Source organism: Mesorhizobium bavaricum (assembly GCF_056781655.1).
This window is the reverse complement of the sequence record NZ_CM165566.1, coordinates 2,733,817-2,754,865: the sequence shown is the minus strand read 5'-3', so window position 1 is coordinate 2,754,865 and position 21,049 is coordinate 2,733,817. Positions and strand designations below refer to the sequence as shown.

The 21,049-nt window shown below is 63.5% G+C and carries 22 protein-coding genes; 14 read left to right on the top strand and 8 right to left on the bottom strand.

Translation table 11 applies throughout. The annotated features are described in order from the left end of the window. Positions 1 to 450 precede the first annotated feature (450 nt). A complete protein-coding gene (locus tag AC1RZR_RS13360; RefSeq protein ID WP_477270386.1) occupies positions 451 to 948 on the top strand; it encodes a methyltransferase family protein in 498 nt (165 codons plus the stop codon). A 66-nt stretch (positions 949 to 1,014) separates the two neighbouring features. On the opposite strand, the gene AC1RZR_RS13355 is transcribed toward AC1RZR_RS13360, so the two are convergent. Beyond that, positions 1,015 to 1,911 carry a LysR family transcriptional regulator gene (locus AC1RZR_RS13355; RefSeq protein ID WP_379100701.1) on the bottom strand — a complete coding sequence of 299 codons (897 nt, stop codon included), beginning with the start codon at positions 1,909 to 1,911 and terminating at the stop codon, positions 1,015 to 1,017. A gap of 80 nt (positions 1,912 to 1,991) precedes the next feature. After that, positions 1,992 to 2,966 (bottom strand): thioredoxin-disulfide reductase, encoded by a 975-nt coding sequence (trxB, locus tag AC1RZR_RS13350; RefSeq protein ID WP_477270384.1) that lies wholly within the window; start codon positions 2,964 to 2,966, stop codon positions 1,992 to 1,994. Positions 2,967 to 3,217: 251 nt separating this feature from the next. Here trxB and AC1RZR_RS13345 point away from each other — a divergent pair, with 251 nt between their 5' ends. Both AC1RZR_RS13345 and AC1RZR_RS13340 read left to right on the top strand, forming a co-directional pair. Then, positions 3,218 to 3,697, top strand: a complete 480-nt coding sequence (locus AC1RZR_RS13345; RefSeq protein ID WP_477270382.1) for an Lrp/AsnC family transcriptional regulator — start codon at positions 3,218 to 3,220, stop codon at positions 3,695 to 3,697. A 193-nt stretch (positions 3,698 to 3,890) separates the two neighbouring features. Further along, positions 3,891 to 4,760: a glycosyltransferase family 2 protein gene (locus AC1RZR_RS13340; protein ID WP_477270380.1), complete on the top strand. Its 870-nt coding sequence runs from the start codon at positions 3,891 to 3,893 to the stop codon at positions 4,758 to 4,760. Here the strand turns inward: AC1RZR_RS13340 and AC1RZR_RS13335 are convergent. From AC1RZR_RS13335 to AC1RZR_RS13320, 4 genes are all read right to left on the bottom strand, one after another. Next, positions 4,691 to 5,338: a D-glycero-alpha-D-manno-heptose-1,7-bisphosphate 7-phosphatase gene (locus AC1RZR_RS13335; RefSeq protein WP_477270378.1), complete on the bottom strand. Its 648-nt coding sequence runs from the start codon at positions 5,336 to 5,338 to the stop codon at positions 4,691 to 4,693. The two genes, AC1RZR_RS13340 and AC1RZR_RS13335, sit on opposite strands and share 70 nt — an antisense overlap. A 12-nt stretch (positions 5,339 to 5,350) precedes the next feature. Further along, the gene (locus tag AC1RZR_RS13330) at positions 5,351 to 5,923 is read right to left on the bottom strand and encodes a D-sedoheptulose-7-phosphate isomerase (RefSeq protein ID WP_477270376.1); all 573 of its coding nucleotides are present in this window, start codon (positions 5,921 to 5,923) and stop codon (positions 5,351 to 5,353) included. 7 nt (positions 5,924 to 5,930) lie between these two features. Then, positions 5,931 to 7,424 carry a D-glycero-beta-D-manno-heptose-7-phosphate kinase gene (rfaE1, locus tag AC1RZR_RS13325; protein WP_477270374.1) on the bottom strand — a complete coding sequence of 498 codons (1,494 nt, stop codon included), beginning with the start codon at positions 7,422 to 7,424 and terminating at the stop codon, positions 5,931 to 5,933. Between the two features lie 140 nt (positions 7,425 to 7,564). Continuing rightward, positions 7,565 to 8,197, bottom strand: coding sequence for a LysE family translocator (locus tag AC1RZR_RS13320; protein WP_477270372.1), 633 nt, complete (start codon positions 8,195 to 8,197; stop codon positions 7,565 to 7,567). Between the two features lie 163 nt (positions 8,198 to 8,360). Between AC1RZR_RS13320 and rfaD the strand changes: the two genes are divergently transcribed. The 3 genes from rfaD to waaC are packed head-to-tail and all read left to right on the top strand — an operon-like array spanning position 8,361 to position 11,262. Then, the gene (rfaD, locus tag AC1RZR_RS13315; protein WP_477270370.1) at positions 8,361 to 9,311 is read left to right on the top strand and encodes an ADP-glyceromanno-heptose 6-epimerase; all 951 of its coding nucleotides are present in this window, start codon (positions 8,361 to 8,363) and stop codon (positions 9,309 to 9,311) included. Beyond that, positions 9,284 to 10,291 (top strand): lipopolysaccharide heptosyltransferase II, encoded by a 1,008-nt coding sequence (gene waaF, locus AC1RZR_RS13310; RefSeq protein ID WP_477270368.1) that lies wholly within the window; start codon positions 9,284 to 9,286, stop codon positions 10,289 to 10,291. The genes rfaD and waaF overlap by 28 nt, the downstream gene beginning before the upstream one ends. Beyond that, positions 10,288 to 11,262, top strand: coding sequence for a lipopolysaccharide heptosyltransferase I (gene waaC / locus AC1RZR_RS13305; RefSeq protein ID WP_477270366.1), 975 nt, complete (start codon positions 10,288 to 10,290; stop codon positions 11,260 to 11,262). The genes waaF and waaC overlap by 4 nt, the downstream gene beginning before the upstream one ends. 137 nt (positions 11,263 to 11,399) lie before the next feature. On the opposite strand, the gene greA is transcribed toward waaC, so the two are convergent. Both greA and AC1RZR_RS13295 read right to left on the bottom strand, forming a co-directional pair. Further along, positions 11,400 to 11,873: a transcription elongation factor GreA gene (gene greA, locus AC1RZR_RS13300; RefSeq protein ID WP_379100728.1), complete on the bottom strand. Its 474-nt coding sequence runs from the start codon at positions 11,871 to 11,873 to the stop codon at positions 11,400 to 11,402. A 305-nt stretch (positions 11,874 to 12,178) separates the two neighbouring features. Further along, positions 12,179 to 12,715, bottom strand: a complete 537-nt coding sequence (locus AC1RZR_RS13295; RefSeq protein ID WP_477270364.1) for a tetratricopeptide repeat protein — start codon at positions 12,713 to 12,715, stop codon at positions 12,179 to 12,181. 144 nt (positions 12,716 to 12,859) lie between these two features. On the opposite strand from AC1RZR_RS13295, the gene AC1RZR_RS13290 reads away from it, so the two are divergent. The 8 genes from AC1RZR_RS13290 (at position 12,860) to AC1RZR_RS13255 (ending at position 21,037) form a co-directional block, all read left to right on the top strand. Then, positions 12,860 to 13,285 carry a DUF3775 domain-containing protein gene (locus tag AC1RZR_RS13290; RefSeq protein WP_111542941.1) on the top strand — a complete coding sequence of 142 codons (426 nt, stop codon included), beginning with the start codon at positions 12,860 to 12,862 and terminating at the stop codon, positions 13,283 to 13,285. Positions 13,286 to 13,471: 186 nt separating this feature from the next. Further along, positions 13,472 to 14,497: an extensin-like domain-containing protein gene (locus AC1RZR_RS13285; protein WP_477270949.1), complete on the top strand. Its 1,026-nt coding sequence runs from the start codon at positions 13,472 to 13,474 to the stop codon at positions 14,495 to 14,497. A gap of 106 nt (positions 14,498 to 14,603) precedes the next feature. Further along, entirely contained in the window at positions 14,604 to 15,410 is an 807-nt protein-coding gene (locus tag AC1RZR_RS13280; protein ID WP_477270362.1) for an extensin-like domain-containing protein, read from the top strand. A gap of 184 nt (positions 15,411 to 15,594) precedes the next feature. Next, complete coding sequence (locus tag AC1RZR_RS13275) at positions 15,595 to 16,302, top strand: LssY C-terminal domain-containing protein (protein WP_477270360.1); 708 nt, start codon at positions 15,595 to 15,597, stop codon at positions 16,300 to 16,302. A gap of 160 nt (positions 16,303 to 16,462) precedes the next feature. Then, positions 16,463 to 17,773 carry a hemolysin family protein gene (locus tag AC1RZR_RS13270; protein ID WP_477270358.1) on the top strand — a complete coding sequence of 437 codons (1,311 nt, stop codon included), beginning with the start codon at positions 16,463 to 16,465 and terminating at the stop codon, positions 17,771 to 17,773. A gap of 117 nt (positions 17,774 to 17,890) precedes the next feature. Beyond that, the gene (locus AC1RZR_RS13265) at positions 17,891 to 19,468 is read left to right on the top strand and encodes an HD domain-containing phosphohydrolase (RefSeq protein WP_481828599.1); all 1,578 of its coding nucleotides are present in this window, start codon (positions 17,891 to 17,893) and stop codon (positions 19,466 to 19,468) included. Positions 19,469 to 19,558: 90 nt separating this feature from the next. Then, positions 19,559 to 19,831, top strand: a complete 273-nt coding sequence (locus AC1RZR_RS13260; protein ID WP_027024197.1) for a hypothetical protein — start codon at positions 19,559 to 19,561, stop codon at positions 19,829 to 19,831. A gap of 72 nt (positions 19,832 to 19,903) precedes the next feature. Beyond that, entirely contained in the window at positions 19,904 to 21,037 is a 1,134-nt protein-coding gene (locus AC1RZR_RS13255) for a substrate-binding protein (protein WP_477270351.1), read from the top strand. The last annotated feature ends 12 nt before the right edge of the window (positions 21,038 to 21,049 follow it).

The following is a 21,049-nucleotide window of genomic DNA, read 5'->3' as shown; positions in this document are numbered from 1 at the left end:
CTGAGGTTACATGACACTGTTACGCGGCAATTCTGACAAATTTTTGAGTTGCCCAGGCAGGGCTCCGGCAACAAAAAAGCCGGATCAACGAAGATCCGGCTGAGTTTGATTGGAAGTGCCTGTTAAGGCTAACCTCCAGAGGGGAACACTCGAGGGCGCTAATGGGAGGAGAACGCGCCCAGGAGATGATCTATATATGTGCTCATCATGCCCAAGAAACAAGCATCTATTTTGCAACACACGCATGCAAAAAGACGCAGGCTGTGGTCTAACCCGTATCCGAGACCAATAGGACCAGCAAAATCACCGAAAACGAGCGCTAGGTGCCCCGATTCACACTACAGAATCGCCAATCACGATCGGTTTCTGGTCTGAAATGTCAAAATCGCGTGATGACTTGGAAGCAGGCAGCACGCGTTCATTTCTCAGGCAGTCAAGGGGAAGCATCCAATGCGTACGGTTTCGGCGATTGCCGGCAGCGCGGCATTCTTCGTCGCCGCACCCGGCGTGGTTGCCGGGCTCGTGCCCTGGCTGTTGACCGATCGTTGGGGCTTGCCATGGTCGAGTCTGCCGGGCTTTGTCCCTGTCGGCGGCCTCCTGATCGTTGCCGCGATCGCTGCGCTGCTGCATGCCTTCGCCTGCTTTGCGCTCGAGGGCCTGGGCACGCCCGCTCCGGTCGCGCCGACCGAGAGACTGGTGATCGGCGGCATTTACCGCCATGTCCGCAACCCGATGTATGTCGCGGTGCTGTCGATCATCCTCGGTCAGGCGCTGCTGTTCTCGAGCTGGACGCTTGCCGCCTACGCCGTCATCGGCGCGATCGCCATGGTGTCGTTCGTCAGGGTCTACGAGGAGCCGACATTGGCCCGACGCTACGGCGCGCAATACGAGACCTACCGCCAAAACGTGCCCGGCTGGCTGCCGCGGCTGACACGCTGGCGTGGCTGAGCCGAAGAAACGAGCGGCCTCAGGATACGTTGAGATTGAGGTCAGGCCGAGCCGATCGACATGACCTCAGAAGGACCAGCTACGGGCCTTGGCAATGATGAAATCGCGGAACACATGCAGCTTGGCCTGGTTCTTCATCGCATCGGGATAGGCGAAATAGGTGTCGAAGGACGGCACCTCGGTCTCGGGCAGCAATTGCACCAGGTCGGAGTCCTTGCTGATCACATAGTCGGGCAGCATGGCGATGCCGGCACCACCTTGCACCGCACGCTTGATCGACAATATGTCGTTGATCTGCAGCGTCGGCACCCTTTGTCCGCCTTCGAAATCGCCAACCGTTTCCAGCCAGTTCAGCTCCGACAGATGCGACGGCACCGGCACGCCGAAGGTGACGATGCGATGGCTCTTCAGCTCGGCCACCGAAGCCGGCTTGCCGTGCTTGGCGACGTAGGTGGGTGAGGCATAGAGGTGGAAGTGCACGGTGAACAGGCGGCGCTGGATCAGGTCCGGCTGCTGCGGCTGGCGCAGCCGGATGGCGCAATCGGCTTGGCGCATGGTGAGGTCGAGCTCCTCGTTGGCGAGGATCAGCTGCAGGCTGATTTCGGGGTAGAGCTCGATGAACTCCTGCACGCGCTCGGTCAGCCAGCCGGCGCCCAGCCCGACGGTGGTCGTCACACGGAGCACGCCGGAGGGGCGATCCTTGGTCTCGGTCAGCCGCGACTTGATGGTCTCGAGCTTCATCAGCACGTCATGCGCCGTGCGGAACAGCATTTCGCCCTGCTCGGTCAGCACGAGACCGCGGGCGTGGCGGTTGAACAGCGGCACGCCGACATCATGCTCGAGCGCGCTGACCTGCCGCGAGATCGCCGATTGCGACAGATGCAATGTCTCGGCCGCGTGGGTAAACGACCCCGCCTCTGCCGCAGCGTGAAACACGCGTAGCTTGTCCCAGTCCAACGCCATGATACCCCTCGTTCTGTTTTTGGCGTCTGAATGAAAAATCAGGCTTTTACACGGCGTTTCTAAGCCGCTTTCTGAACTCTTTACTCCGCCGCTTCGCGGTGCACTTCGATACCGGCCAGATACTTTTCCGCCTCGAGCGCTGCCATGCAGCCGAGCCCCGCCGCCGTCACCGCCTGGCGGTAGATGTCGTCGGTCACGTCGCCCGCCGCGAACACGCCGGGCACGTCGGTGCGGGTCGAATCGGGCGCCGTCCACAGATAGCCGTTCGGCTTCTGCTTTAGCTTGCCGGCAAACAGCTCGACCGCCGGCGCGTGGCCGATCGCCACGAACACGCCGTCGACCTTGAGATGCGTTTCCTGGCCGGTCACCGCATTGCGCAGCTTCAGCCCCTCGACCGAAGGCGGCAGTGGCGTCTTGCCGGGACGACCGGTGATCTCGTCCACGATCGTGTCCCAGATGACGCGGACATTGTCCTTCTTCAGCAGCCGCTCGCGGAGGATGCGCTCGGCGCGGAAATCGTTGCGCCTGTGGATGACTGTCACGCTCTTGGCGAGGTTCGACAGATAGAGCGCCTCTTCCACCGCCGAATTGCCGCCGCCGATCACCGCGACATCCTTGCCGCGATAGAAGAAACCGTCGCAGGTGGCGCAGGCCGACACGCCGAAGCCCATGAATGTCTGTTCAGTCGGAATGCCCAGCCATTTGGCTTGCGCACCGGTTGCGATGATCAGCGCGTCGGCGGTGTAGGTGGTGCCGGAATCGCCCTTGGCGCGGAACGGCCTCACATTGAGGTCGACCTCGGTGATGATGTCGTTGATGATGTCGGTGCCGACATGTTCGGCCTGCTTCAGCATCTGCTCCATCAGCCACGGACCCTGGATCGGATCGGCAAAGCCGGGATAGTTCTCGACGTCGGTGGTGATCATCAGCTGGCCACCCTGCTGCAGGCCGGCGACCAGCATCGGCTTCAGCATGGCGCGGGCGGCGTAGATCGCCGCCGTGTAGCCGGCGGGGCCGGAACCGATGATGAGAACGGGCGCGTGCTTGGTGGTCATATGGAAGCCTCTGCGGAGGGCTGCCGGCAATTGCGGCATGGAAAACTCGTCGATATCGCGCGTAATGTAAGTGTTGCCCACGACGCCAGCAAGGCAGGTTGGCGTTCGTCCCCGGAAAGCTTTGTCGCACCCTGTCCCTGCTTTGCCCCTCCGAAATATTTCGAGCAAGGGATGGAATGGACAGCGAAGTCGTTTAATTACAAAATCACGCAAGATTCTTGCGTATTGCCCCTGACTTATCGAGAGCCCTCATGCCGCTCAAGGCCGATCTCGACGCCATCGACTGGAAGATCCTGCGCGAACTTCAGGCCGATGGGCGCATGACCAATGTCGAACTGTCGAACCGCGTCGGCATTTCGGCGCCGCCTTGTCTGCGCCGCGTCAAGCGGTTGGAGGAAGCCGGCATCATCCGCGGCTACCGCGCCCTGCTCAACGCGCCGGCGCTTGGCCTCGATGTCGTCGCCTTCTGCCTGATCGGCCTGCATCACCAGGCCGACGCCGAGCTGCGCACCTTTGCCGAACGCACCCGCAGCTGGCCGATCGTGCGCGACGCCTGGATGGTGTCGGGAGAATCCGATTTCCTGCTGCATTGCGTGGCGAGCGACCTCGGCGCCTTCCAGACCTTCGTCATCGAGGAGCTGACGTCGACCCCGAACGTCGACACGGTGCGCACCGCGCTCACCATCCGCCGGGTCAAGGACGAAGGGCTGGTCTCGTTTGCACAGCCTTGAGGCCGGTCGACGGCAGCCCCACATCGTGCCTGGCCGATGCGGGCTGCGGGCTTTGCCATATCAGAGCCGCTTTGGCATTCGATGGGCTCTGGTGTAGAAAGCCTGATCGTTCTGCCGTGGCCGTCCGGAATTGCGTAAAAGCAGATGGCGCAAGCAGCTTAAATTCCGAGAGCAGTGTGCCGTGGATGGGACTATGACTCGATTTTCTAGCCCGGTTTCGGCGCTTGTCATCTGCATGAACGAAGCCAAGATGATCGGGCCGTGCCTGGAAAGCGTCGACTTCTGCGCCGAGATCGTCGTCGTCGATTCGGGTTCGACCGATAACACCCTGGACATCATTCAGGAGTTCATCGCCAAGGGCTACCCGATCAGGCTATTCCACAACGACTGGCCGGGGTTTCCACGTCAGCGGAAATTCGCGCTCGATCAGGCTACGCAGCCATGGTGTCTTTCGATCGAAGCCGATGAGGCCGTCGACGACCTGCTCAGGCAGTCGATCATGACCGTGACGCAGCCCCAAAATGACGTCTTCGACGGATGGTACGTAAGGCGTCGCGACAAGTTGAAGGGCTATGGCTATGCACACCGCTGGGTGCTGCACAACCGCCTGCTGCGTCTTTTCCGCCGTGACAAGGCCACCATGGACATCAACTTGCGGGTCCATGAATCGTTCGAGGTGCCGGGCGAAACCAACACGCTTGAAAGTGGCGTGCTGTTGCATCGTCGCGAAGTGACTGTCGCGGAGGACCTGGCAAGGGCCAACACCTACTCCAGCCTCAAGGTTGCCACGCTGGTCGAGAGAGGCCAGAAGCCTGGCCTGATAAGGCTGGTCCTGTCACCGCTCGGCAACTTCCTGAAGTTCTACGTGGCCAAGCGCTACTTCCTGTGCGGCCGGCATGGCTTCGTCTATTCGATGATGGTGATGGTGTATTCGTTCGCCACCGAGGCCAAGCTTTATGAAGCTTCGCGAGACAACGATCCGGACTTGAGCGGTCACGACTCGCCTGACACGGCGCCCAGTGCCGCTATTGCGGCGAGCAGGCCGCCGAAATCCTCGCGGTAGCACCAGGGCCTGACCGCGAAGCCGGATTGAACGGCCGCTTCGCCGTCGACCAGCCAGCCCTGCGAGAGGCCGGCGCGCTGTCCCGCCTCCATGTCCGCCTGCTTGTCGCCGACGATCAGCGAACGTCGTAGATCGAGCCCGAGACGTCTGCCCGCCTCCAGCAGCATGCCTGGATTGGGCTTGCGCATCGGATGGTCGGCGATCGCAAGCGGCCCCTCGCCCGCCTCGTGATAGGCGCAGGCCAGGACCATGTCGACGGACGCGTTGTCGGCGGCGAGCAGGTCGAGCACGCGGCCGTTGACCGCGGCGAACTCGCTCCAGCCGAAATAGCCGCGCGCGATGCCCGATTGGTTGGTGACGATGATGACGGGAATGTTGGCCTGATTGGCGACACCGATCGCCGCGGCGATATCCTCGCGCAGCACAATTTCGGCCGGATCATCGGGATAGTCGGTATCGACATTGATGGTGCCGTCGCGATCGAGGAACAGCGCCGGAGTGCCGGCCGGAAAAATCCTGGCGCCGATCCGCTCGACCCACAGTCCGGGCTCCTGGAGCGGATAGGGTCCGGACTTCACGACAGCGTCCGGTCAGCCATTGCTGAGACGCGCTTCGACCACTTCGCACAGATGATGATAGAGGCACAGATGCCCCTGCTGGATGATCGGCGTCGAGGTCGAGGGCACGTTGAGCAGGATGTCGGACAGCGGCTTGAGCTTGCCGCCGGTGTCGCCGGTCAGGCTGATCACCGTCATGTCCATCATCCGCGCCTGTGCGGCGGCGGCGAGGATGCTCGGCGAATTGCCACTGGTCGAGATTGCCAGCAGGACGCCGCCCGCCGAGCCATGCGCCTCGACCTGGCGCGAAAACACCGTGTCGAAGCCGTAATCATTGCCCCAGGCGGTCAGCACCGCGGCATTGGCCGGCAGCGCGATGACATTGTAGGCCTTGCGCTCCTTCAGGAAGCGGCCGACCAGCTCGCCGGCGATGTGAATGGCATCGCTGGCGGAACCGCCATTGCCGCAGATCAGCAAGGCCTTGCCCGACGAAAGTGCCGTCACGACGGCGCTCGCCGCCCGCTCCATCTCGCTGGTCAGGTCGCGCTCGACCATGGCGGAAATCGCGGCCGCCGAGCGGACCAGGTAGTCGTTCAAGTCAGACATGAATTCCTCAGCTTGTGGTGCCGCCGGCACGCAATTTGCCAATGGTGCTGGTGGTGCTTTTGCCGGCGACGAGATCGACCAGCACGACGCGCCCGCCCGCCTTCTGCACCACATCGGCACCGACCACGGTGTCGATCGTGTAGTCGGCGCCCTTGACCAGTATGTCGGGCAGCAGCGCTCCGATCAGCGCCAGCGGCGTATCCTCCTCGAACACCACGACCGCATCGACCGAGGCAAGGGCGGCGAGCACGCAGGCGCGGTCATGCTGGTCGTTGACCGGCCGCCCGGCACCCTTCAGCCGCCGCACCGAGGCATCGCTGTTGAGGCCGAGCACCAGCCGGTCGCACTGGCTGCGCGCCGCGTGCAGCAGACTGACATGACCGGCATGCAGTATGTCGAAACAGCCATTGGTGAAGCCGACGCTCAGTCCTTCTTCCTTCCACGCCGCCACCATGCGCGCGGCCGACGTCGCATCGAGGATGGCGTCCTTGTGGGCGGTCGGTCCATGCGAACGGAACAGCGCGCCGGTGAGCTCCTCGACCGTCAGCCGCGCGGTGCCGCGCTTGCCCACCACGACGCCGCCGGCGGCGTTGGCGATCGAGGCCGCGGCAACAGGATCGGCACCGGCGGCCAGCGCCAGCGCGAAGCTCGCGATCACTGTGTCGCCGGCGCCCGAAACGTCGAACACTTCGCGCGCCTGGGTGGCGATGTGGCGCGCCTCGGTCGGGCCGACCACGCTCATGCCCTTTTCGCTGCGCGTTGCCACGACGAAGTCGAAGCCATGCGCCGAAATCAACTGGCGTGCCGCCGCCACGATCTCCTCATCGGCGAACACCGCATGGCCGACAGCTTCGCCAAGCTCCTTGCGGTTGGGGGTGATGGCGGTCGCTCCGGCATAGCGCGCATAGTCGCGGCCCTTCGGGTCGACCAGCACCGGCTTTCCCGCCTCGCGGCAGATGGCGATCAGGTCGCCGGCGACGCCGTCGAGCAATGTGCCCTTGCCGTAGTCGGACAGTATGACGATGTCGGCGCGCGTCAGCGCGTCGCGGAAATGCCGGATCAGGCTCGCCCGCTCCGCGACGCCGAGCGGCTTGATCTCCTCCTCGTCGAAGCGCAGCACCTGCTGGTTGAGAGCGCTGAAGCGGCTCTTCGACGAGGTCAAGCGGCCACGCTCCTGCGCCAGGCCCGCCGTGTCGGCGCCGAGTTCGTGCAGCATGCGCACGAGATTGTCGCCGGCGGCGTCGGTGCCGATCACCGACACTGGAATGGCAGATGCGCCGAGCGAGACGATGTTGGCGACGACATTGCCGGCACCACCCATCGTCGAGGTCTCACCGCGCCCGTGCAGCACCGGGATCGGCGCTTCCGGCGAGATCCGCTCGATGACACCATTGACGAAACGGTCGAGGATGAAGTCGCCGACCACCAGCACGGTGGCCTGGCCGAATCGCGCAATGGCGCGGTGCAGGGGTTCGGGAGAAGGCGGATTGTGCTTGATCATGTCACTGGCAACGCGTGGAAAGGCCGATTTCAATCTTGCTGGGTATCATCAATTGACGGGCCCGATCGTTCATGGCGAAGCCGATATACCGCAATTCCGCGCAGCGCAACGGCAGGCCATGGCCGCGATGGCCCGGGCGGTCAGCTCTTCTGCAAGGCGACATGGACACCCAACCCGACCAGAACCGCGCCGCCGGCCCTCTGCATCAGGCGCTGTGCGCGGCTCGAGCGCCGCAAACGGCCGATCACGGCACCCGCCAGGAACACGCCGACGACGTCGGCCGAAGAGAACATCAGATTGACGATAGTGCCCAACACCACGAATTGCAGCCAGACCGGGAATGCCGCCGAGGCGTCGATGAACTGCGGCAGGAACGCCATGAAGAAGATCGCAGTCTTGGGATTGAGCACCTCGACGGTGATGCTCTCGAAAAAGGCACGGCGGGCGGACTTCCGCTCGATCGAGGGCAGCGCCGCATCGCCCTCCACGCGCTTGCGGAACAGCGAAACGCCGAGCCAGATCAGGTAGAGCGCGCCGACCAGCTTGACCGCCATGTAGAGCGTCGGCACCGCGTGAAACAGCACCGACAGGCCGGCGGCGGCGGCGAAGACATGCACATAGCCGCCCAGATGAATGCCAAGTGCCGCCGTCAGGCCGGACCAGCGGCCGCGCGCCATCGTCTGCGCGGCTGCGTAGAGCATGGCCGGGCCGGGAATGTAGGCGAAGATCGCCGTGGTGGCGAAAAACGCGATGAGCAGTTCGGTCGATGGCATTCTTTTGTCCTCACGATCATGCCAGGCGGCACATACCGACAGAAGCGGAAGCTTTGCGGCGCCACTGTGACATCCGCTCCACTGCCTGCTTTATCGACAGCCCACCCTGCCTCCCTTATAAGGGCCGGAATCGGCAAGCGAAACGCGTATCAGGGCCAACAATATGATCATCGTCACAGGCGGCGCCGGCATGATCGGCTCCAACATCGTCGCCGCGCTCAACGCCGAAGGCCATGACGACATCCTGGTCGTCGATGACCTGACCGACGGGCACAAGATTTCCAATCTCGCCGATTTGCAGATAGCCGACTATCTCGACAAGGATGATTTCCTGCCCCGCATGGAGGCAGGCTCGCTCGGTCGCATCGAAGCCGTCTTCCACCAAGGCGCCTGCTCGACCACCACCGAATGGAACGGCAAGTTCATGATGGAGGTGAACTACGCCTTCTCGAAACGGCTGCTGCATGCCAGCCAGACGCTGCGCGTGCCGTTCCTCTACGCTTCCTCGGCGTCCGTCTATGGCGGTGGCGCCGAGTTTCGCGAGGATCCGGCGTTGGAGCGGCCGCTCAACGTCTATGCCTATTCCAAGAAGCTGTTCGACGACTATGTCAGGCGCACCGTCTTCGATGCCGACCATTCGCAGGTTGCCGGCCTGCGCTACTTCAACGTCTATGGCCCGCGCGAGGCGCACAAGGGCGCCATGGCCTCAGTCGCCTTCCACCTGTTCAACCAGGTCGAACGCGGCGAGAATCCGAAACTGTTCGGCGCCTATGACGGATTCGGACCGGGTGAACAAAGCCGCGACTTCATCCATGTCGGCGACGTCGCCGACGTCAATCTGTGGCTGTGGAAGCGGGGCGAAAGCGGCATCTTCAATTGCGGCACCGGCCGCGCCCAGCCGTTCCGCGCCATCGCCGAAACGGTGATCGACACGCTTGGCAAGGGCGAGATCGAGTTCATCGAATTTCCCGACCACCTCAAGGGCAGCTACCAGAGCTTCACGCAAGCTGATATGTCCCGTTTGCGCGCGATCGGTTACAATGGCCAATTCCGGACAGTGGAAACCGGTGTCAGAGACTATGTCGAATGGCTGAAAGCCCAACGATCCTCGTGATCGGCCCACGCTGGGTGGGCGACATGGTGATGGCGCAGTGCCTGTTTTCGGCGCTGAAAGAGCTGCATCCCAACGCCGCGATCGATGTGCTTGCGCCGGCCTGGGCCGCACCGCTGGTCAAGCGCATGCCCGAAATCCGCCAGCAGATCGACTTTCCGCTCAAACCCGGCGCGCTCGAATTCACCCATCGCCGCCGTTTCGGCCGCCTGCTTCGCGGCCGCTACGACATGGCTTATGTCCTGCCGGGCAGCTGGAAATCGGCACTGATCCCATTCTTTGCCCACATTCCGCGCCGTTTCGGTCATCTGCGCGAAATGCGCTATGGCCTGCTGACCGACATCGTGCCGCTGCCCGATGCCGTCAAACGACGCACCGCGCAGGCCTATTTCGGCCTCGCACAGGGCGGCAGCTTCCGGGCGCCACGTCTGACCGTGGACATCAAAAGCCAGGTCACCCTACTCGACCGTTTCGGGCTGGCGCCGCAGAAATTCGTTGCCCTGATGCCTGGTGCCGAATTCGGCCCGGCCAAGCGCTGGCCGAGTGAAAGCTATGCCGGGCTTGCCCGTGACCTTATGGCGAAGGGCTTGAAGGTGGCGCTGTTCGGATCGAAGAACGACCGCGACGTGACGGCGGAGATCGTAGCCCTTGCCCCTGGCGTTGTCGACCTCGCCGGCCAGACGCGGCTGGAAGACGCCATCGACCTGATATCGGCGGCAAGACTGGCGGTGTCCAATGACAGCGGACTGATGCATGTCGCCGCCGCCGTCGGCACGCCGATCGTCGCCGTCTACGGCTCGACCTCGCCGCAAAATACGCCGCCGCTGGCCGAGCGCCGGGAACTGGTCTGGCTCGGCCTGTCCTGTTCGCCCTGCCACCAGAAGGTCTGCCCGCTCGGCCACCTCAACTGCCTGAAGACGCTCGAAGTCGGGCAGGTAGCGGCGGCGGCGGAGCGCCTGCTGGAACTGCCGGCGGCCGCATGAAGGTCCTCATCGTCAAGACGTCGTCGATGGGCGATGTCATCCACACCTTTCCGGCGGTCGAGGATGCCCGCCTCAACCGGCCGGACGTATCCTTCGACTGGTGCGTCGAAGAGGCATTCGCCGGCATCGTGGCTTTGCATCCGGCGATCGACAGGATCCACACGGTGGCGATCCGGCGCTGGCGCAAGGCACTGCTCGACGGCGACACCTGGCGCGAGGCGGCCGCGTTGCGCCGCGCCTTGCGCGAATGCCGCTACGACCTCGTCATCGATGCGCAAGGTCTGCTGAAATCGGCTCTGGTGGCACGACAGGCCGGCGCACCAATCGCCGGCTTCGACCGCTCGAGCGCGCGCGAACCGTCTGCGACGCTGTTCTACGACGCCACCAACACCGTGCCGCGCGACCTGCACGCCATCGAACGGACGCGGCGGCTGTTCGGGCTGGCGCTCGGTTACCAGCCCGATCTTTCGGCACTGGATTCCGGCATCGTGCCGCCAGTTAGCGATATCGCGGGCATCGGTGGCAGAACCGCCTTCCTGCTGCACGGCACCAGCCGCGAAGACAAGAAATGGCCGGCCGAAGACTGGATCGAAACCGCCCGCCTGCTGGTTGAAAGGGAAATGACGCCGGTCACCACCTGGTCGAACGAACGTGAGAAGGGCGTGGCCGAAGCAATAGCCGGAGCCGTTCCATCCACGATCCTGGTGCCCAAATCGCCGCTTGCCGACATCGCCGCGATCATCGGCCGCTCGACCTTGGTCGTCGGCGCCGACACCGGTCTCACCCATCTCGCCAGTGCCTTCGGCCTGCCGACGGTTGCGGTGTTCCTAGCGACCGAGCCCGGTCTCACCGGCCCGCGCGGGCCATATGCGTCGACGCTTCTGGCGGCGCCTGGGGAACGAGTGACGCCGGCGAAGGTGATGGCGGAGACCGAAAAGCTATTGGCACTCAAATTACGAGCGCCGGCTTAGGACCTTTCAGAAGCTCTGGCGAATAGCGCGGTTCTTCGGCGTCGCCCCGCGACGAGAGGAGCGTACTTTTAAGTACGTGAGCACCGGAAGCGAAGAAACCGCGCTAGTCGGCCTCCAGAGTAGAATTATCAAAGGTCCTAGATGAACTGCACCTGGACGATCTCATAACCCCTTGCACCGCCGGGCGCGTTGACCTCGATGGCGTCGCCGACTTCCTTGCCGATGAGCGCGCGCGCGATCGGGGAGGAGATCGAGATGCGGCCGGACTTCACGTCGGCTTCCTGGTCGCCGACGATCCGGTAGGTCTTCTTTTCCTCGGTGTCCTCGTCAACCAGCACCACGGTGGCGCCGAACTTGATCTTGTCGCCGGTGAGCTTGCTGACATCGATCACTTCGGCGCGCGCGATATAATCTTCGAGCTCGTTGACCCGGCCCTCATTGAGGCTCTGTGCCTCTTTGGCGGCATGGTATTCGGCATTTTCGGAAAGGTCGCCATGCGAGCGCGCCTCGGAGATGGCCTCGATGATGCGCGGCCGCTCTTCCTGCTGACGCCAGCGCAGCTCTTCCTTCAATGACGCGAACCCCTCGCCTGTCATCGGGACCTTGTTCATGATGCCTGACCTTTCCTGCCGCCACCCCCGCGTTTCGGGGAAAGCCTTGTCGATGGGTACAAAAAGAAAACGGTCCGACAGCCTCGGGCTAACGGAACCGTTTCACCGCAATTTCCTTGAATATAGCAATCTTCGCGGGTTTTTCACGCCAAAAAATCGGTTTTGCAAAAATCATCTACCGCTTTCACAAATGCCGTTGCTGCTTTTGCAAATGCGGTCGGGGTCAAATGCCAATTGCGGATGGCCGGCAACAAAAATCCGGCCGCGATCGCTCGCGGCCGGATTGAGAAGCATAGGGGGCCGAATCAGCTCCGCATGAAATGATCGATCTGCTCCGACAGCATGCCGTATTCGCGCGACCCCTTGCCGGTCCGCTTCTCGATCTCCATCAACTGCTGCTGGGCGCCGGCCAGATCGCCGATCTGCAGATGCGCCTCGCCGAGATACTCGCGCACCAGTGTATAGTTGGGATCGATGCGCAGCGCTTCCTCATAATAGCCGAGGCCGACGGTGACGCGGCCGGAATGGCGGTGCGAGTAACCGAGATAGTTGAGGATGCGCGGATCCTGCTTGTTGGCGGCGAGGCTGAGCACGGCGATCGCCTCGTCATAGCGCCCGGCCAGCGCCAGCGCATGGCCTGCATCATAGATGCTGTCGTCGTCCAGCATGCCTTCCTGGGGTGCGACGCACTTTTTCTTCTTCTTGTCCCAGACTTCGCCCTTCTTGCACTGGGTGACAGTCTGATCGCTGCCACCACTGCTGCCGGCGGTGAACGCCGGAACGGCAAGGAACTGCAGCGCGACAAGGGCAGTCGCCGCCTGGATCAGCATTCTTTTATGCATCGAAGCCTCCTTGAGGGGTGAGAATGCAACACTAACGCCGGATGGCCTGGGTTTCATCCCGGAAAAAAGCATACGGCAGAACATCAGGTGACGGATGCTGTAAATCCGCTATCATCCAAGCAAACGACCTGACGGAGACGGCCCGTGCAGCGGCGGCTTGAAAAGGACTGGGAGCTTTCGATCGGCCCCGACACCGTGCGCCTGTTTATCCTCAAGGCCAAGGCACTGAGTGCCGCCGTCAACGAGGATTATGCCGATGGCGCCGAGCATGAGGTCGAACTCGATGGCGAAGCGCATGCCAACCACCATCATGACGGCCTCGCCGAGGAGAGTTCCGAAAACCTCACCGAGGAAGAGCTGCGTGAGCTGATCAACGATCTCAATGTCGATGAGGCAGCCGAACTGGTCGCGCTGGCCTGGGTCGGTCGCGGCGACTACGACGCCGCCGAATGGGTGGACGCGCTTGCCGCGGCGCGCGAACGCGCCAACAAACGCACGGCGAAGTATCTGCTTGGCATGCCGCTGCTTGCCGACTGGCTGGAGGAAGGGCTGGAAGCGATCGGCGCGTAACGCCGTGGTTACCGTTCGTGATGGGGCGCAGGCAACCTCCTTGCGTTGGCGCCGTTGACGGCGATGGCGTCGTTTATCTTTTCCCAAACCTGCAGGGTAGCATTGGTCGTGGCCGTCACGGCTATGCTGGTTGCGCCAGCCGACGCCAGGCATCGCCACCGGCACCACAAGCTGCGTGCGCCGCATGTGGAGCAGCCGCTGACACCGCGGGTCGACCAGCCGCTGAAACGGCGGGCCGAGCGACCGCCGAAACGGCGGAGCGAGCTGCAGGTCAAGCCGAGCCAGACACAGCAGAAAACGCTGGAGCCGCTGCCATCGCTTGCCGTTGTTCCCGTGCCTGAGCCACGCCCGCCGGACGCGCCGAAGGCCGACGCTTCGAAGACCGAGGGCAGCCAGAAGACGGAAGCTCCAGGGAGCGGCGCAGCGGGCCGGTTTAATGAAGGAAAATCCCATCAAAAAAAGCAGGCGCGCCCCGAACCGTCTGCCGACGCGGAAAGCGAGCCGGAGCCGCCGCCTGTAGCACCGACGCCGCCACAAAAGCCCGACACCGCAGAACCTGAGGTTCAGCCGCCGGCCATCGCCCCGCAACCGCCACAAAAGCCGGCCGATGCAGGCGACAAGAAAATGCTCCCCGACCCGCGCTCGGCCGATCTTCCCGACGCGAAAATGCCGGAAGAGGAAGTCGCTTGCCGCGAGCGGCTGAAGACGCTCGGCGTCGAGTTCGAGGAGCACAAGGCGGAAAGCAATCCCGAAATCGGCTGCTCGATCCCTTACCCGATCGTGCTGAAGTCACTTGGCAAGTCGATCGCCATCGCTCCCGGCACCGAGCTCAATTGCCCGATGGCCGAGGTTGCCGCGCGTTTTGCCGCAAATGTCATCCAGCCAGCCGCGAAAGCCGATTTCGGCGCCGATCTGAAATCGATCAACCAGGCATCGGCCTTTGTCTGCCGGCCGCGCAACGGCACAAGAAAACTGTCGGAACACGCCTTCGGCAACGCACTCGACATCGCCAGCTTCACGTTGTCGGACGGCAAGAGGATCGACGTTGGCCCGACGCCGCCGGAAAAGGACGCGAAATTCCTCAACGCCGTGCGCAAGGCCGCCTGCGGGCCGTTCAAGACCGTGCTCGGGCCAGGCGCCGACCCCGACCATGCCTTGCATTTCCATCTCGATCTCGAACCGCGCCGGCATGGCGGCACATTCTGCCAGTGAGCGTTGGCCAGTGCCGCAATTCAGCCGCAGGCGTGAACGCAGGCGCTGAGTTTTCCTTTACCCTTGATCGTTAAAATGCCGGATATCTGGAAACAGGATTCCGCCGATGGCCGGCAAATTTCGTGCTGTGTTTTTCGCCGCCGCGCGCCAATCGAAGCCTGCAGCGATGCTGGTTGCCGGCCTTGCCCTGGCGGCCGTTTCGGCCTGCAACACCGGCAGCGTGCTGTCACTTGAACCGGCTGTCGATGTCGGCTCGCAAACGGCTGCCGTGCCGCAGTACACGGGCATGCAGAAGCTTGTCCCCTCCAATCCCTACATGACGAGCGCCGCCTATCCGCGCATGGATGAGCCGATGTCGCCGGTCGAACAGATGCCGGCCAGCGAAACCGACTGCCGCCAGCAGCTGAAGCGCCTCGATGTCGCCTACACCGATCTGGCGCCGATCCACGAAGGCCAGTGCGGCATCGATTATCCGGTCAAGGTCTCGGCCATCGGCAACATCCAGATGAAGCCCGCCGCGACACTGACCTGCGACATGGCCGCCACCTTCGCCGGCTGGACGAAGAACGAACTCGTTCCCTCCGCCCGCTGGCGCTATTTCTCCGGCGTCAAGACGATCCACCAGGGCTCCAGCTATTCCTGCCGCACCATTGCCGGCGAAGGCGTGCTGTCGGAGCATGGCAAGGGCAACGCGCTCGACGTCATGAGCATCGAGCTCAACAATGGCGACGACATCGATGTGCGCAAGCCCGGCCTGTTCGCCTTCCGCACCCGTGGCTTCCTCAACAACGTGCGCGCCGACGGCTGCCAGTATTTCACCACCGTGCTCGGCCCCGGCTACAATTACGACCACCGCAACCATTTCCATTTCGACATCAAGAACCGCAGGAACGGTTATCGCGCCTGCCGCTAGAGCAATTCCAGGAAAAGTGTGAAACGGTTTTCCGTCCGGAATTGCGTCAAAACAAAGAGATAGCGTGGTTCGCCGTTTCCGTGAAACGGTGAATCGCTCTAGAACATCGACCAGCGTGCCGGTACCCTTTGCCGGCGGGTCAAGACACCGCGTAAAGTGATGCCGGAACGTTCGGGCGGCGGTGATGAGCCAGCGAAGTTTTCGGCGACGCGTTGCAATCTGGGTGGCGGCCTTCCTGGCCGCCTATCTGGCGCTCGCCTATTTTGCCGCGCCGGAATTCTGGACATTCCGGGATCGCGGCTTTCGCACCCAGCGCTTCGAGATGGTGACGCACACCCCGCAGGGCATTCCGGGCGACCCGATCAATGTCGGTCTGGTCGGCACGCAGAAGGAGGTGGTCCACGCCTTCGCTGTCGCCGGCTGGGACACCGCCGACGCCATTACACTGAAGACGGCGATCGAGATCGGTGAGAGCGTGCTGTTTGACCATCCCTATCCCGATGCGCCGGTCAGCCGGCTGTTGTTCGACGGCCGCGCGCAGGATCTCGCTTTCGAAAAGCCGGTCGGAGCCAGCGCCGACCGGCGCCATCATGTCCGCTTCTGGCAGACCAGCGCGACCGGCGATGACGGCCGGCCGCTATGGCTGGGCTCGGCCAGCTTCGATCGCGGCGTTGGCCTGAGCCACGACACCGGCGCCATCACCCATCACATCGGCCCCGACATCGATGCCGAACGCGATTTCCTCATGCGCGACCTGGCCACCGCCGGCATGCTGATATCGACCAGCGACATTGCAGGCGTCGGCGCCACCAAGACCGGGCGCAATGGCGGCGGCGATCCCTATGTCACCGACGGCGAGGCCGTTGTCGGCGTGTTGAAGCAACTGCCATGAGATCATGTGTTCTGGGACCAGATGGTCCGGGATCGAACTGAAATTGCTCGTGAGCTTTCCGATGCCGCGAGGCGATGTCGGTTGAGAGCTGCAACTGTCATTTTCTAAAAATCATGGCGGACTATTTTCGAAAACCGCGCCGCAATGCTATGGACCGCTCATGCTATACGTCGAAATCGCTATCGTGGTCGTCCTCATCTGTGTGAACGGCCTTTTGTCGATGTCCGAACTCGCCATCGTCTCGTCGCGCCCGGCCAGGCTCAAGGCGATGATCGACCGCGGCGTCAATGGCGCCGGCCGTGCTCTTGAGCTTGGCTCCAATCCCGGCAAGTTCCTGTCTTCGGTGCAGATCGGCATCACTTTGGTCGGCGTGCTCTCCGGCGCGTTTTCGGGCGCCACGCTGGGCGACCGGCTGGCCACCTTCCTGGCCTCGAACGGCATGCGCGAAACCGTCGCCGATCCGCTCGGCGTCGGCATCGTCGTCGCCATCATCACCTATTTCTCGCTGATCATCGGCGAGCTGGTGCCCAAGCAGATCGCCTTGCGCGATCCCGAGCGCGTTGCCGCGCGGGCGGCGCCGGCAATGACCATCCTCGCCACCGTCTCGGCCCCCCTGGTCTTCCTGCTCGACATTTCCGGCCGCGCCATATTGTGGCTGCTCGGCCAGCGCGGCGAAAGCGAGGAGAAGGTCACCGACGAGGAGATCAAGATGCTGGTCGCCGAGGCCGAGCACCACGGCACCATCGAGTCCGACGAACGGCGCATGATCGCCGGCGTCATGCGGCTTGGCGACCGCGCCGTGCGCGCCGTGATGACGCCGCGCACCGAGGTTGACTGGATCAATTTGCAGTCAGACGAGAGCACCATTCGCAAGCTTTTGATGGAAACCCAGCATTCCCGCCTGCCGGCGGGCGACGGCGGCGTCGATGTCATGGTCGGCGTCGTCCAGACGCGCGACGTGCTCGCCGCACTGCTTGCCGGTCGCGTGCTCGACCCGCGCAGGCATGTGCGTGCCGCTCCCATCGTCTATGACCAGGCCGACGCGCTGGATGTGCTGCAGAAGCTCAAGGAATCCGACGTGCCGATGGCGCTGGTGCATGACGAATACGGCCATTTCGAAGGCATCGTCACCCCGGCCGACATTCTCGAAGCCATCACCGGCGTCTTCCGGGCGGATACCGACGCCGGCGACGAGGAGAATGCCGTCAAGCGCGAGGACGGCTCGTGGCTGCTCGCCGGCTACATGCAGGCCGACGAGATGGCCGAGGTTCTCGGCTTCGACCTGCCGGAAAACCGCGACTACGAGACCGTCGCCGGCTACGTGCTGTCGCACATGCACCATCTCCCGGCGACCGGCGAATGCGTCGACGCGCAGGGCTGGCGCTTCGAAGTGGTCGACCTCGACGGCCGCCGCATCGACAAGCTCATCGCCACCCGCCTGCCCGGCGCGCACCGCGAGGTGGTGCGGTGACGATCAGCGCAATGTAGACCATTCGAGGGTTGGCTTTTCGGCCCACCCCGGCTTGGGATTTTTCCCCTAGGTATTTGCGGTACCCGGAGCTAGCATGGGCCCACTGGGAGGTGGGCGATGACAAACGTCTCGATCCGCCGGGCGGACTTCATGATGGTCCTCGCCTACGCTTCGGACCTTGCCACCGGCCATTCTCGCGACTTCGCGCTGAAATCCTGCGTGCTTGCAATGCGGATCGCCGAGCTTGCGGGCGTTTCCGATGAGGTTCGGCGCAATGCCTACCACCAGTCGATGCTGCGCTATGTCGGCTGCAATGCCGACACGGACCTTCTGTCGGCCACCTTCGGCGACGAAATCGCGCTCCGCCAGGATCTCGTCGGTCTCGACATGGGCAATCGTGCCGAACTGGGCAGGGTTTTCGTGCAGGCCTTCAAGCGGTTATACTACGATCTCGATCCTGACGCCCAGGCCAGGGCGGTCGAGGCCGCGATGTCGCAGGCGCTCGCGGTGGCCCGCCCGGTGCTCACAGCGCATTGCGAGGTCGCGCAGCGGATCGGCGAGCGGCTCGGCCTGTCCGACGAGATCCGGCGCAATCTTGGACAGATCTACGAACGCTGGGACGGCAAAGGCCTGCCGCGTGGGCTGAGTGGCGAGGATGTCCTGCCCGCCGTGCGCCTGATCACATTGGCGCAGGATGCGATTGCGCTCAGCGATGCCCTCGGCATCGACGAGATGGCCGAAACCATCGCCAGTCGCGGCGATGGCCCATACGAAGCGGGTCTGGCCCGGCTCGTCTCGGCTAACGCGGCGGGCCTGATGGAGGGCATCGGCGCGACGGTCGACCGCGAGACCATTTTGGCGCTTGAGCCCGATCCGCCGGTGACGCTGGATGAGGGGGCTTGCGATGAGGCGTTCCTGGCCATAGCCGACATGATCGACATGCGCATGCCGTTTACCCAGGGCCATTCGCGGATGGTGTCGGAACTGGCCACGGGTGCGGGGAAACGGATCGGGCTGCCCGACCCTGACGTTCGCGCGCTGCGCTGGTCGGGCTGCATCCATGATATCGGCGAACTGGTGGTACCGGTGGCGACCTGGATGCGCAACGGCCCGCTGTCTGTCCGCGAGCGCGACGCGGCACAACTGCACGCCTATTACGGCGAACGGGCGCTGGCCTCGTTCGGCCGCGAGGGCGATGCGGTGGCCGCCCTCGTGCTTCGCCATCACGAACGCCTGGATGGCTCGGGCTATCACCGCAAGGTCGGCGCCTCCGATCTGTCCCCGGCGGCAAGGATCCTGGCCGCTGCCGAAGCCTTCCAGACGTGGCGCGAGGAACGTCCGCACCGCAAGGCGCTGTCCAGCGAGGCGGCGGCGACACAGCTGCGCGCCGCGGTACGTGACGGTTGTATCTGCCCCGACGCCGCGGAGGCCGTGTTGTCTTTCGCGGGCCAGCAGTCGCGCCGGGCTTTGCCGCGGGCGCTGGCCGGCATGACGCCGCGCGAAATCGAGGTGCTGCGCCTGATCGCCGCCGGACTGACGGCGAAGGAAGCGGCACGCAAACTCGATATCTCGCCCAAGACCGCGGACCACCATATCCAGAGCGTCTATTCCAAGATCGGCGTGACCACCCGCGCCGCGGCCGCTCTCTACGCGGTCGAGCATGGCCTTATCCGACCGGGCGAAACGCAGGCATAGGGAATCCACCCCATGTGCGCCTGATCCGAGACGCGCATCGTGATCCTGTCGACGGACCAATGGTGGCCGCGACCGACAGGAGGAAATCAGATGCTTCTCGCAACGACCAAGGTGGCTGATGTCGACCACTTCATCCGTATCTTTTCAACCAAGGGCGCCGACAAGCGCCGGCTGCACGGCTCGAACGGCGCAACCGTCTTCCGCGACCCCAGCGAGCCCGACCGCGTCTGGGCGATCTTCGACTGGGACGCCGAGGGCTGGAAGAATTTCGTGTCGGATCCGGAAGTGCCCGCGATCCTGCAGGAAGCCGGCCATGTCGGAAAGCCGCAGGCGGCACTGCTGCTCGGCCACTACGAGGCCTGAGGTCCCGCACTGCGTGCCGCCTGCCACCCGGCGGCGGCGCGCCCGACGAACCCCCATATTTGGAGAAATGAAATGGATCCGAAACCCATCAAGATCGGCCTTATCGCCGAACTCACCGGCCCGTTGTCATTCATGGGCATCGCAAATGCGAACCTCACCACCATGCTCGTCGACGATATCAACGCCAAGGGCGGCTTGCTCGGCCGGCCGCTGGAGCTTGTCATCGAGGATGGCGAAACCATCGACGGCGTCGCCAAGGCAAGGACCGCAAAACTGATCGACGTCGACAAGGTCGATGTGGTCGTCGGCGGCATCTACAGCTCGACCCGCCAGGCCATCAAGAGCGAGGCGGTTACGCGGGGCAGGACGCTCTACATCTACACCGAGCAGTACGAGGGACAGGAAAACGATCCCCTGATCTTCTGCACGGGGCCTGTGCCCGCGCAGCAGGTTGAACCGCTGATACCATGGCTCATGAACAGCACCGGCGCGAAGAGGTTTTATTTGCCGTCGGCCGACTACATCTGGCCCCATTTGCTGAACAAGGCCGCGAGCCGGGTGGTGCGCGCCAATGGCGGCGAGATCGTCGGCGAGGAGTATTTTCCGCTGGACACCGTCGATTTCCGGCGGACGGTGCAGCAGATCATGGCGAGCGGCACCGACGTGGTTTTCAACACGATCGTTCCGCCGGGTCTGACGCCGTTCCTCGAAGAACTGCACAAGGCCGGTTTCGGCAAGCGCGGCGGCAAGATCGTCTGCACCTACTTCGATGAGAACTTCTTCAATCTGGTGCCGTTCGAGCAGATCGAGGGCCTCTACAGCTGCCTCGACTATTACCAGGAACTCGACGATCCGTTCGGTCGCGCGCTCTTGCGCCGCTACGGCGACCGGTTCTCCGGCAGTGCTATGTTGACCGCCGGCAGCGGGTGCACAGGCCACTACCGGGCGATCAGGATGTGGGAAGCGGCGGTGGAGGAGGCCGGCACGGTGGAGCGCGACGCGGTCATCCGGGCGCTCGATCACGCCCGCATAATCGAGGGACCGGGCGGCCCGGCCGAAATGGTTCCCGGCCAGCACCATGTTCGCATGAACATGTACATCGCGCAGGCGCAGGCAGGTCGATTCCGGGTTGTGAAGAACTTGGGTCTGATCGATCCCAATGAGCGTGCGCTTGGCGACGAACTGCAACCAAGCAACGCAGGCTGACTCGGGCGTTGA